The organism is Aquamicrobium sp. YD-1-mutant5 (genome assembly GCF_059509755.1).
The window spans coordinates 246,087-257,586 of record NZ_JCAKKP010000003.1 but is presented as its reverse complement, the minus strand read 5'-3'; the positions used below and the strand labels follow the sequence as shown (position 1 = coordinate 257,586).

The 11,500-nt window shown below is 63.0% G+C and carries 9 protein-coding genes; 4 read left to right on the top strand and 5 right to left on the bottom strand.

Features of this window, described 5'->3' with window-relative positions; translation table 11 throughout:
• Nucleotides 1-172: 172 nt before the first annotated feature.
• Both AC5XE7_RS05655 and htpX read right to left on the bottom strand, forming a co-directional pair.
• Complete coding sequence (locus AC5XE7_RS05655; RefSeq protein ID WP_495365176.1) at nucleotides 173-1,621, bottom strand: RsmB/NOP family class I SAM-dependent RNA methyltransferase; 1,449 nt, start codon at nucleotides 1,619-1,621, stop codon at nucleotides 173-175.
• Entirely contained in the window at nucleotides 1,579-2,643 is a 1,065-nt protein-coding gene (gene htpX / locus AC5XE7_RS05650) for a zinc metalloprotease HtpX (protein WP_495365175.1), read from the bottom strand. The genes AC5XE7_RS05655 and htpX overlap by 43 nt, the downstream gene beginning before the upstream one ends.
• A 104-nt stretch (nucleotides 2,644-2,747) precedes the next feature.
• On the opposite strand from htpX, the gene AC5XE7_RS05645 reads away from it, so the two are divergent.
• On the top strand, nucleotides 2,748-2,966 hold the full coding sequence (locus AC5XE7_RS05645; protein WP_495365174.1) for a DUF1674 domain-containing protein: 219 nt from the start codon (nucleotides 2,748-2,750) through the stop codon (nucleotides 2,964-2,966).
• A 106-nt stretch (nucleotides 2,967-3,072) separates the two neighbouring features.
• Here AC5XE7_RS05645 and acs read toward each other — a convergent pair whose 3' ends face one another.
• Nucleotides 3,073-5,025 (bottom strand): acetate--CoA ligase, encoded by a 1,953-nt coding sequence (gene acs, locus AC5XE7_RS05640; RefSeq protein WP_495365173.1) that lies wholly within the window; start codon nucleotides 5,023-5,025, stop codon nucleotides 3,073-3,075.
• Between the two features lie 338 nt (nucleotides 5,026-5,363).
• On the opposite strand from acs, the gene AC5XE7_RS05635 reads away from it, so the two are divergent.
• On the top strand, nucleotides 5,364-6,470 hold the full coding sequence (locus tag AC5XE7_RS05635; protein WP_183824696.1) for a branched-chain amino acid ABC transporter substrate-binding protein: 1,107 nt from the start codon (nucleotides 5,364-5,366) through the stop codon (nucleotides 6,468-6,470).
• A 232-nt stretch (nucleotides 6,471-6,702) separates the two neighbouring features.
• Here the strand turns inward: AC5XE7_RS05635 and AC5XE7_RS05630 are convergent, their stop codons facing one another.
• A complete protein-coding gene (locus AC5XE7_RS05630; RefSeq protein ID WP_495365172.1) occupies nucleotides 6,703-7,365 on the bottom strand; it encodes a YggS family pyridoxal phosphate-dependent enzyme in 663 nt (220 codons plus the stop codon).
• 153 nt (nucleotides 7,366-7,518) lie between these two features.
• Here AC5XE7_RS05630 and leuS point away from each other — a divergent pair, with 153 nt between their 5' ends.
• Nucleotides 7,519-10,146, top strand: coding sequence for a leucine--tRNA ligase (gene leuS, locus AC5XE7_RS05625; RefSeq protein WP_495365171.1), 2,628 nt, complete (start codon nucleotides 7,519-7,521; stop codon nucleotides 10,144-10,146).
• Nucleotides 10,133-10,714 carry an LPS assembly lipoprotein LptE gene (locus AC5XE7_RS05620; RefSeq protein ID WP_495365170.1) on the top strand — a complete coding sequence of 194 codons (582 nt, stop codon included), beginning with the start codon at nucleotides 10,133-10,135 and terminating at the stop codon, nucleotides 10,712-10,714. The genes leuS and AC5XE7_RS05620 overlap by 14 nt, the downstream gene beginning before the upstream one ends.
• Before the next feature lie 50 nt (nucleotides 10,715-10,764).
• Here the strand turns inward: AC5XE7_RS05620 and fsa are convergent, their stop codons facing one another.
• Nucleotides 10,765-11,418, bottom strand: a complete 654-nt coding sequence (gene fsa / locus AC5XE7_RS05615; protein ID WP_239799744.1) for a fructose-6-phosphate aldolase — start codon at nucleotides 11,416-11,418, stop codon at nucleotides 10,765-10,767.
• Nucleotides 11,419-11,500 lie beyond the last annotated feature (82 nt).

Below are 11,500 nucleotides of genomic sequence, written 5' to 3'. Positions count from 1 at the left end.
GGCCTGCGCCGCAGGGCATTCTGTCCACATGCTTTCGTAAGCAACGGCTTGCCTAAAGCGTGTCGCGATCTTTCAGATTCGCTCCTTACGCTTCAGGTTCCTGTTTCACGCATGTCGTTGTCCCGAAACTCGTTTCCGCTCTCGGGCGACATGCATTAAGCCTGCTCTCACTTTATGACGCAGCGCGCTTCCTCAGCCTTGCGGCGTAAAAACCGTCCAGCCCCGAAAGCGAAGGCGAACCCATATCCAGCCCCGCCGGCGTGGTGCGCAGGGCTCCCTGTGGCGTGACGAATGGCGCGATGCCGGGCACTTCGCGCGGCTGGATCGGGTCCTGTTCCGCCCCGGGCGTATCCGCAAGAAAAGCGGCGATCAGCTCCTCGCCTTCCGACGGATCGAGCGAGCAATTCGAGAACAGGACAATGCCGCCGTCTCGAATCAGGGTGAAGGCCTTGTTCAGCAGCCGGCGCTGGAGAGCGGCCAGCCGGGCGATATCGTCCGGCGTCTTCGTCCACGGCACGTCGGGGTGACGGCGAACCGTGCCGGTGGAGGAGCAGGGCGCGTCGAGCAGCACCGCATCGAACAGGTCGGGCGGGTCCAACTGCATCAGATCGCTGTGGATGATGGTGGCCTTCAGCCCGAGACGGTCGAGATTGCGGCCAAGACGCTTCAGGCGGCTTGCCGAAGCATCGACGGCGGTGACGTCGGCGCCGGCGAGAATGAGCTGCGCGGTCTTGCCGCCGGGGGCTGCGCACAAATCGGCGACCTTTTTTCCGGAAATGTCGCCCATTAGCCGTGCCGGCAGGGCGGCGGCGGCGTCCTGAACCCACCACGTGCCCTCATCGAAGCCCGGCAGTCCGGTGATGGCGCCATCGAGCTTCTCCAGCCGCACGGAACCCGTCGGCAGGACGATGCCGCCGAGGAGTTGCGCCCACAGATCGGGGTCTGACTTGACGGTAATGTCGATGGGCGCCTCAAGCCGGTGGGCGCGGAGGATGGCGCCGGCCTCGTCCGCGCCATAGGCCGCGACCAGGCGGCTGGCGAACCATTCCGGCGCGTCGTGGGTGTTGGCGAGCGCCGGTTCGAGCTCGGTTGCCTTGGCGCGGCAGAGCGCGCGCAGCACCGCGTTCACCAGCCCGGCAAAACGCTGCGTGCGGGGGTCCGACTTGGCGTGGGTGACGGCGAGGTCGACGGCGGCGCTGTCTGGCACGTCGAGGAACAGGATCTGCGCGGCGGCGATATGCAGGATATGGGCAAGCGCGGTGGCGTTGGCCGGCAGCGGCTTGTCGAGCCGTTTCGCCAGCAGTGCGCCGATGGTGACTCGGTGACGCAGCGCCGCGCCCAGCATGGCGCGCACCAGGGCGCGGTCGCGCATGTCGAGCGCCATATATTGCGGGTGGCCGTGCTCGTTGTCGGTCAGGCCGTCCAGCGACGTACTTGCTTCGATGACGGCACCGAGCAGCCGCACGGCGGTCTTGCGCGCGGCAAGGCCCGCCACGGGTGACGATGCGGTGTCCGGGCCGCGTGAACCGGAAGGATTCCGTCTGCGCGTCTGCGCCCTTTCTTTCAAATCCCCGGACCTCACGACCACGGGCCTTTCGGCCCGGTGGGATTGCGGCCCCATGGATTGGATTTGGGTTTGGATTGAGGCTCTGCCTGCCGGGGCGGAGCTTCCTGCCGGCGTTCGCCCCATGGACCGGCGTTCTGGCTTTCGCCCGGGTCGGCATTTGCCTGCGGAGCGCTGTGGCGTGCGGGATCAGCCTGGTTACGACCTATATCCGGCGTTGCTGCCGGCTCCTCCCATTCGTGCGCCATGGCTTGCAGCGCGGCGATGCGATTGCCCGTGTCGGGGTGGGTGGAGAACAGATTGTCCATGCGCTCGCCGGAAAGGGGGTTGATGATGAAGAGATGCGCCGTTGCCGGATTGCGCTCGGCATCGGGATTGTGGATGCGTTCGGCGTTGCGCGCGATCTTGTCAAGGGCGGAAGCCAGCCAAAGCGGTCGGCCGCAGATTTCCGCGCCGCGCCGGTCAGCGGCATATTCGCGCGTGCGGCTCACCGCCATCTGCACGATCATGGCGGCGAAGGGAGCGACGATCATCGCCACCAGCACGCCGATGAAGCCCAGCGGATTGTTGTTGTTGTCGCGGTTGCCGCCGAAAAACAGCGCGAAGTTGCCGAGCATCGAAATGGCGCCGGCAAGCGTGGCAACGATGGTCATGGTGAGCGTGTCGCGGTTCTGCACATGGGCAAGCTCATGCGCCATGACGCCGGCGACTTCCTCGGGCGACAGGCGCTGCAGGAGCCCGGTGGTGGCCGCGACGGCGGCGTTCTCGGGGTTGCGGCCGGTGGCGAAGGCGTTGGGCTGCGGGTTGTCGATGAGATAGACGCGCGGCATCGGCAGCCCGGCCCGCGAGGCAAGCTCGCGCACGATGGCGTAGTATTCGGGCGCATTGCGCTCATCGACCTCGACGGCATGGTGCATGGACAGCACCATCTTGTCGGCGTTCCAGTAGCTGAACAGATTGGTGGCCGCCGCGATCACGAAAGCGATCGTCATGCCGCCCGAGCCGCCGATCAGGTAGCCCACGCCCATGAACAGCGCCGTCATGACGGCGAGCAGCATGGCGGTGCGCATCGTGTTCATACCGTACTCCGTGTTCCCGCGTGCAAAGGGTCGATCCCACGCACCTGTTTCGCTATATGATGGGAAGCGAAAGGCCAGCTTTCAATCCATTTGGCAGGACGGAAATGACAGATCAAGATGGTACGGAACCGCTGGAAAGCATGTCAGCGGAAGACAAGGCTCTCAGCCCGGCGGCCGAGCGGGCGCTGAAAGAGGCTGCCGAACGGCGCAAGGCCTACAAGCAGGCCGAAGCCGCACGGCCGGTGGAGCTTGGCGGTCGCGGAGGCATGGAACCCGGCCGCTATGGCGACTGGGAAGTGAAGGGCCTCACCAGCGACTTCTGAGCGCTTCCGAACAAATCGGAAAGATGCGGGAACGCAAAGCTGGTTTGCCCGAGTAAGGACTTCAAAAAGAAGGAGGCGGGTTTTTGCCCGCCTCGTTCCGTTCAGATCAGTGCTTGTTCTGCCTGTTCTCGATCAGGTCGTCGACGACGCCGGGATCGGCCAGCGTCGAGGTGTCGCCCAGCGATCCGAAATCGTCCTCGGCGATCTTGCGCAGGATGCGGCGCATGATCTTGCCCGAGCGCGTCTTGGGCAGGCCCGGCGCGAACTGGATCTTGTCGGGCGAGGCGATCGGGCCGATCTCCTTGCGCACATGCGCCACCAGTTCCTTGCGCAGCTCGTCGCTAGGCTCCTCGCCATCCATCAGCGTCACATAGCAGTAGATGCCCTGTCCCTTGAGGTCGTGCGGATAGCCGACGACCGCGGCCTCGGACACCTTGTCGTGGGCGACGAGGGCGGATTCCACTTCCGCCGTGCCCATGCGGTGACCCGACACGTTGAGCACGTCGTCCACGCGGCCGGTGATCCAGTAATAGCCGTCGGCGTCGCGCCGGCAGCCGTCGCCCGAGAAGTAGCGGCCCGGATATTGCGAGAAATAGGTCTCGATGAAGCGCTTGTGATCGCCATAGACCGTGCGCATCATGCCCGGCCACGCATCGGTGATGCACAGATTGCCGTCGGCCACGCCTTCCAGCACATTGCCTTCATTGTCGACAAGCTGCGGCTTCACGCCGAAGAACGGCCGTGTCGCCGAACCAGGCTTGAGGTCGGTAGCGCCCGGCAGCGGGGTGATCAGGATGCCGCCGTTTTCCGTCTGCCACCAGGTGTCGACGATCGGAATGCGCTTTTCGCCCACCACATTGTAGTACCACTCCCACGCTTCCGGGTTGATCGGCTCGCCGACCGAGCCGAGCAGCTTCAGCGTCGAGCGGGAGGAGCGCGTCACGAACTCGTCGCCCGCGCCCATCAGTGCGCGGATGGCGGTGGGGGCGGTGTAGAAGATGTTGACCTTGTGCTTGTCGACCACGTCCCAGAACCGGCCCTGATCGGGATAGTTTGGCACGCCCTCGAACATCAGCGTCGTCGCGCCGTTGGCCAGCGGCCCGTAGACGATGTAGGAGTGGCCCGTCACCCAGCCCACATCGGCGGTGCACCAGTAGATGTCGCCGTCATGATAGTCGAACACATGCTGGTGGGTCATCGAGGCATAGACCAGATAGCCGCCGCTGGTGTGCAGCACGCCCTTCGGCTTGCCGGTCGAGCCGGAGGTGTAGAGAATGAACAGCGGATCTTCCGCATTCATCTTTTCCGGCTCGCATGTCGGCTCGACCGAGGCCAGTTCCTCATCGTACCAGAAGTCGCGACCCGTGGCCCAGCCGATCTTGCCGCCGGTGCGCCGCACCACCAGCACGTTCTTCACCATCACGAAGTTCTTGGCCGCGATGTCGATGGCCTTGTCGGTGTTTTCCTTCAGGGGAATGGTGCGCCCGCCGCGCAGACCTTCATCGGCGGTGATGACGAAGGTCGATTCGCAGTCGACGATGCGTCCGCCCAGCGCGTCGGGCGAGAAGCCGCCGAACACGACCGAATGGACCGCGCCGATGCGCGAGCAGGCAAGCATCGCAAAGGCGGCTTCCGGGATCATCGGCATGTAGATGGTGACGCGGTCGCCCTTCTTCACGCCGTGCTTCTTCATCACATTGGCGAGCCGGCAGACCTGCTCGTGAAGTTCCTTATAGGTGATCTTCCTGTCTTCGGCAGGGTTGTCGCCTTCCCAGAGAATGGCGACCTGATCGCCGCGCTTTTCCAGATGGCGGTCGATGCAGTTGTAGGAGATGTTGAGCTCGCCGTCCTCAAACCATTTGATCGAAACGTCGCCTTCGAAGCTGGTGTTCTTTACCTTCGTGTAGGGCTTGAACCAGTCGATCCGCCTGCCATGCTCTCCCCAGAATGCATCCGGGTCGTTGATGCTGTCAGCGTACCACTTCAGGTAGGTTTCGTTGTCGATCGTGCCCTCCCGCTTCCATGACGGCTGGACCCGGTAGATATTGGTATCGGACATTACAGGCTTCCCTCCCGAATAATGCGCCCGGCCAGCGGGCTTATCTGCGCGGCATCCCGCCACGAAAGTCGGCCGCATTATTAACATTGCTGCCTCAACGGCAACATTAGACCTTGGATTGCCATCATTTAAAGCCGCGACATTGCGTCATGACGGGCGTTTGCGGAGCTGTTCATTTCTGGCCCAAGCGATAGCGCGGCCAATGCCGAAAGCCTGATCGGCGGGCGATTGCCAAGAGGCGGCACAGCAGCTATGCCTGAAATTCAGGACTTCGCTGGACCTTTTTTGCCTTATCGGCAGGTTCATGCATCGAGGTTCAGGTAACAGGGAGCACACTCATGAAGAACAAACTTTTGGCCGGCGTTGCACTGTTTGCTTCGATGGCTTTCGTTTCGGGCGCGCAGGCCGATATCGTCATCGGTGTCGTGGCACCGCTGACCGGGCCGGTTGCCGCCTATGGCGAGCAGGTCAAGAATGGCGCAGAGGCCGCCGTGGAGAAGATCAACAAGGATGGCGGCATCCTTGGCGAGAAGGTGGTGATCAAGCTGGCCGACGATGCCGGCGATCCCAAGCAGGGTGTTTCGGCAGCCAACCTTCTGGTGGGCGAGAGCGTGCATTATGTGGTCGGCCCGGTCACCTCCGGCGTTGCCATGGCCGCTTCCGACGTCTTTGCCGAGAACGGCATCCTGATGGTGACGCCGACCGCAACGGCGCCGGATCTGACCGCGCGCGGCCTGACCAACGTGCTGCGCACCTGCGGCCGTGACGACCAGCAGGCCGAAGTGGCTGCGGCCTATGTCGTGGCGAACCTGAAGGACAAGAAGGTCGCCATCGTCGACGACAAGGGCACCTACGGCAAGGGTCTCGCCGACGCCTTCAAGGCCGGCATTAATGCCGGCGGCGTGACCGAAGTCAGCCACACCTCGCTGAATGCCGGCGAGAAGGATCTGTCGGCGCTGGTCACGCGTCTGAAATCCGATGGTGCCGAGGTCATCTACTTCGGCGGTTATCACCCTGAGGGCGGCCTGCTTGCCCGCCAGCTCGCCGATGCAGGCGTGAAGGCGACCATCATCGGCGGTGAAGGCCTGTCCAACACCGAGTACTGGGCTATCGGCAACGAAGCCGCTGCCGGCACGCTGTTCACCAACGCTTCCGACGCGCTGAAGAACTCCGATTCCGCCGCTGCCGTGGAAGTGCTGAAGGAAAAGGGCATTCCTCCGGAAGCCTTCACGCTCAACGCCTATGCCGCGGTTGAAGTGCTCAAGGCGGGCATCGAGAAGGCCGGTAAGGCCGACGATACCGCAGCCGTTGCAGCCGCGCTCAAGGACGGCGGTGAAATCCCGACCGCGATCGGCAAGCTGACCTATGGCGAGAACGGTGATCTGACGAGCCCCAGCTTCTCGCTGTTCAAGTGGGAAGGCGGCAAGATCGTCGCTGCGGACTAAAGCATTTTACAGCCGGATGGAAACATCTGGCCTCGCATAAATGATCTGAGGTTTGCACGACTGAATCGAAAAAGGCCGGGGTGTCATGCCCCGGCCTTTTTCTTTGGTGTGATTTCAGGCGGGAGCGTTTTTGAGCATTTTGCAGCCAGATTGAAACATCTGGCGTCGCATAAATGCGGCCAAAACAAAGAGATAGAGCATTTTTTGCGATTCAGGGAAAAGCAGAACTGCTCTAGCGGGTGCCGAAGATGGCGGAACCGACCCGGACGCTGGTCGCGCCAAAAGCGACGGCCACTTCATAATCGCCCGACATTCCCATGGACAGTTTTTCAACGCCGGCCTCGCGGGCGAGCTTTTCCAGCAGAGCGAAATGCGGGCCGGGGTTTTCATCGGCGGGCGGAATGCACATCAGTCCCTCGATGGCCAGCCCATGAATCTCGCGGCAGCGTGTCACGAAGGCGACCGCCTCTTTCGGCTCGATGCCCGCCTTCTGGGGCTCGGAACCGGTGTTGACCTGCACGTAGAGGCGCACGGGGCGACCTTGCTTCGCGATCTCCTTGGCCAGCTCGGCCGCGATCTTCTCGCGATCGACCGTCTCGACGACGTCGAACAGGGCGACGGCTTCCTTTGCCTTGTTGGATTGCAGGGGGCCGATGAGATGCAGCTCGATGTCTGAGAACGCCTGCCTGAGCGCCGGCCATTTGCCCTGTGCTTCCTGAACCCGGTTCTCGCCGAACACGCGCTGGCCTGCCTCGATGACGGGGCGGACAGCCTCTGCATCGAAGGTCTTGGAGACGGCGACGAGCACGGCCGAGCCTGCGTCGCGGCCGGCTTCGCGTTCTGCCGCCGCGATCTTCTGCTTCACCTGTGCAAGCCGCTCAACCGCATCGCTCATCTCGAAATCCTGCTGTTCTGACGTTCCGATTTTGCCCCGCCGGCATGCCTTTAGGTTGACGGGTCTCGCAAAGCATGGTGAAGACCGGGGCATATCCCCGCTGACCGCATGCATGCGGCAGCTTCCAGCATGCTTTTAGAAGAAAAACCGGTCATGGCAACCGAACGATACAATCCGCGCGCGTCCGAACCCAAATGGCAGAAGGCCTGGGATGCCGACAAGCTGTTCGAGACGAAGAACGACGATCCTCAGCCCAAATATTACGTGCTTGAGATGTTCCCCTATCCGTCCGGGCGCATCCATATGGGCCATGTGCGCAACTACACGATGGGCGATGTCGTGGCGCGCTACAAGCGGGCCAAGGGCTTCAATGTGCTGCACCCGATGGGCTGGGATGCGTTCGGCCTGCCGGCCGAGAACGCCGCGCGCGACAACAAGGTCAATCCCCGCGACTGGACCTATGCCAATATCGAGACCATGAAGGGCCAGCTGAAGACCATGGGGCTTTCGCTGGACTGGTCACGCGAGCTCGCGACCTGCGATCCTTCCTATTATCGTCACCAGCAGAAGATGTTCCTCGACTTCTGGAAGTCGGGTCTGGTCGAGCGCCGGGCGGCGAAGGTCAACTGGGACCCGGTCGACATGACCGTGCTCGCCAATGAGCAGGTGATCGACGGCAAGGGCTGGCGCTCAGGCGCTCCGGTCGAGCAGCGCGACCTGACGCAATGGTTCTTCAGGATCACGTCGATGAGCCAGGACCTGCTGGACGGGCTCGACACGCTCGACCGCTGGCCCGAAAAAGTCCGCATCATGCAGCAGAACTGGATCGGCCGGTCCGAGGGCCTGCTGCTGCGCTGGAAGCTGGATGCGGCGACCGCGCCTGCGGGCGAGACCGAGCTTGAGGTCTACACCACGCGCCCCGACACGATCTTCGGCGCGTCGTTCATGGCCGTATCCGCCGATCATCCGCTGGCCAAAAAGGCAGCGGAAAACAATCCGCAGATCGCTGCCTTCATCGATGACGTCCACCATATGGGCACTTCCGTCGCCACGCTGGAAACGGCGGAGAAGAAGGGCGTCGACACCGGCATCCGGGTCGTTCATCCCTTCGATCCGGAGTGGACGCTGCCGGTTTATGTCGCGAATTTCGTGCTGATGGACTACGGCACGGGCGCTGTGTTCGGCTGCCCCGCGCACGACCAGCGCGACCTCGATTTCGCCAACAAATACGGCCTGCCGGTGCGCCCCGTGGTGAAGCCGGGCGGTGTCGATGCGGCCAGCTTCCACGTTGCGGAGGATGCCTATTCCGACGACGGCACGATGATCAATTCGCGCTTCCTCGACGGCATGAGCCCGACTGATGCCTTCGATGAGGTGGCAAGGCGGCTCGAAGGGACCGATTTCGACGGTCGCCCGCAGGCGAAGCGCAAGGTGCAGTTCCGCCTGCGCGACTGGCTGATCTCGCGCCAGCGCTACTGGGGCTGTCCGATCCCGGTCATACACTGCGACGCGTGTGGCGCGGTGCCGGTGCCGCAGGATCAGCTTCCGGTTGAGCTGCCGATGGATGTCACCTTCGACAAGCCCGGCAACCCGCTCGACCATCACCCGACATGGAAGCACACGTCCTGCCCGAATTGCGGCGGGGCGGCGCGGCGCGATACCGACACGATGGACACCTTCGTCGACTCGTCATGGTATTTCGCCCGCTTCACCGATCCGAAGAACGAGAAGGCGCCGACCGATCTCGCCTATGTCGACGGCAGGAACGGCTGGCTGCCGGTTCACCAGTATATCGGCGGCATCGAGCACGCGATCCTGCATCTGCTCTATTCGCGCTTCTTCACCCGCGCCATGAAGGCGACGGGCCATCTGAGCGTGGTCGAGGAACCCTTCGAGGGCCTGTTCACGCAGGGCATGGTCGTTCACGAGACCTACAAGGGTCCGCAGGGCTGGGTTTCGCCGGCCGAACTGCGCTTCGAGGACGTTGACGGACAGCGCCGGGCCAGCCTGCTTTCCGACGGCACTCCGGTCACCATCGGCTCGATCGAAAAGATGTCGAAGTCGAAGAAGAACGTGGTCGACCCCGACGACATCATCGCCAGCTATGGCGCCGATACGGCGCGCTGGTTCATGCTGTCGGACTCGCCGCCCGAGCGCGACGTGATCTGGACGGAGGCCGGTGTCGAGGGCGCGCATCGCTTCGTGCAGCGCGTCTGGCGTCTGGTGTCGGATGCTGTTCCGGTGCTCAGCGATGTGACGCCGAAGACGGGCACCGCAGGCGAGGCGCTGGCGGTTTCGCGCGCCGCGCACAAGATTCTGAAGGCGGTCGGCGAGGATATTGAGCGGCTGCACTTCAACCGCGCGGTTGCCCGCATCTACGAGATCACCAATCTTCTGTCGCCGCAGGTGGCCGCGGTGGGCGAAGGCAAGACCGAGCGCGCGCCTGCGGTGCGCGAGGGGCTGGAAATCCTGATCGCGATGCTGGCGCCGATGATGCCGCATCTGGCCGAGGAATGCTGGCAGGCCATCGACGGCAAGGGTCTTGTCGCGGCCCGTGCGTGGCCGGAATTCGATCCGGCACTGCTGGTGGATAACGAGGTTGTTCTGCCCGTTCAGGTGAACGGAAAGAAGCGCGGGGATTTGACAATTGCCCGCGACGCGGATCAAGCTGCGGTCGAACAGGCGGTCATGGCTCTCGACTTCGTGCAGAAGGCGCTGGAGGGCAAGGCGCCGCGCAAGATCATCGTCGTGCCGCAGAGGATCGTGAATGTCGTTGCCTGACAAAGCCAAGCAGACGATGAACAGGAGTGGCGTTCGCGCCGGAAGACTGGTCACGGGAGCAGTGCTGCTTTCCGTGGCACTGGCTTCGGCCTGCACGGTGCGCCCGCTCTATTCCAACCAGCCGCTTACCGTCGGCGGGCAGACTGTTGCCACCGAGGAACTGGCGTCGATTTCGGTCAAGCCGGTCAGGACGCGCTACGCCCAGCAGGTGCGCAACAATCTGATTTTCGGGCTGACCCATGGCAAGGGCGGGCCATCGTCGCCGGTCTATTCGCTCGATCTTGGCGTGACCGAATTGATCCAGTCTGCAGCATCTATCCAGGTGACCAAGGATCAGGATGAACCGAGCGCGGGCATCGTGACGCTGACCGCGGATTACAGGCTGACGGAAGTTTCGACCGGCAAGCTGGTCGGATCCGGCAGGCGCTCGATCTCGTCGTCCTTCGATCGTCCAAAGCAGGAATTCGCCACCTACCGCGCAGAGCTGGATGCGGAAAACCGTGCTGCGCGCGAACTGGCTGAAATATTGCGGCTGGCGCTGGCGCAGGATCTCGCAAAGCGCAAATAGCGTTTCCCGCACTGCCGGAACCAGTCCGGCAGTGCGGTTCAAAGGCGATTTCAGCCGATCTTCTGGCCGGTCTTGGCCCAGTCGGCGAGGAAGGCTTCAAGCCCCTTGTCGGTCAGCGGGTGCTTCACCAGCGAGCGCAGCACGGCGGGCGGGGCGGTGATGACATCGGCGCCGATCAGTGCCGCATCCTTGACGTGATTGATGGTGCGCACGGAGGCCACGAGGATTTCGGTGTCGAAATCGTAATTGTCGTAGATCTGGCGGATTTCCGAAATCAGGTCCATGCCCTCGATGCCGATGTCGTCAAGACGGCCGACGAAGGGCGAAATGAAGGAGGCGCCGGCCTTGGCGGCCAGCAGGGCCTGGTTGGCCGAGAAGCACAGCGTGACGTTGACCATGCGGCCTTCGGAACGGATCGCCTTGCAGGCCTTGAGGCCGTCGAGGGTGAGCGGCACCTTGATGGCCACATTGTCGGCGATCTTCGCCAGAACCTTTGCCTCGGCCATCATGCCGTCATAGTCGGTGGCTGTGACTTCGGCTGAAACGGGGCCGGAAACGATGTCGCAGATCTCGCGCGTCACCTCATCGATCTTGCCACCTGATTTCAGAATCAGCGAGGGGTTGGTGGTGACGCCATCGACCAGCCCCATATCGTTCAGTTCACGGATTTCCTTGATGTCGGCGGTATCGACGAAGAACTTCATTGCTGTCTCCTTGAAGATTCCGGCGTACGGGGAGGGCGCACGCGCTATCGGCCTTTGCTCTAGACCAAAGACGATGCAAGGT

What these genes read in the sequence shown, in the direction of transcription:
- AC5XE7_RS05635 (WP_183824696.1), top strand. Translation starts at nt 5,364, where the DNA reads ATGAAGAACAAACTTTTGGCCGGCGTTGCACTGTTTGCTTCGATGGCT.
- htpX (WP_495365175.1), bottom strand. Translation starts at nt 2,643, where the DNA reads ATGAACACGATGCGCACCGCCATGCTGCTCGCCGTCATGACGGCGCTG.
- AC5XE7_RS05645 (WP_495365174.1), top strand. Translation starts at nt 2,748, where the DNA reads ATGACAGATCAAGATGGTACGGAACCGCTGGAAAGCATGTCAGCGGAA.
- leuS (WP_495365171.1), top strand. Translation starts at nt 7,519, where the DNA reads ATGGCAACCGAACGATACAATCCGCGCGCGTCCGAACCCAAATGGCAG.
- AC5XE7_RS05620 (WP_495365170.1), top strand. Translation starts at nt 10,133, where the DNA reads ATGTCGTTGCCTGACAAAGCCAAGCAGACGATGAACAGGAGTGGCGTT.
- AC5XE7_RS05630 (WP_495365172.1), bottom strand. Translation starts at nt 7,365, where the DNA reads ATGAGCGATGCGGTTGAGCGGCTTGCACAGGTGAAGCAGAAGATCGCG.
- acs (WP_495365173.1), bottom strand. Translation starts at nt 5,025, where the DNA reads ATGTCCGATACCAATATCTACCGGGTCCAGCCGTCATGGAAGCGGGAG.
- AC5XE7_RS05655 (WP_495365176.1), bottom strand. Translation starts at nt 1,621, where the DNA reads ATGGGGCCGCAATCCCACCGGGCCGAAAGGCCCGTGGTCGTGAGGTCC.
- fsa (WP_239799744.1), bottom strand. Translation starts at nt 11,418, where the DNA reads ATGAAGTTCTTCGTCGATACCGCCGACATCAAGGAAATCCGTGAACTG.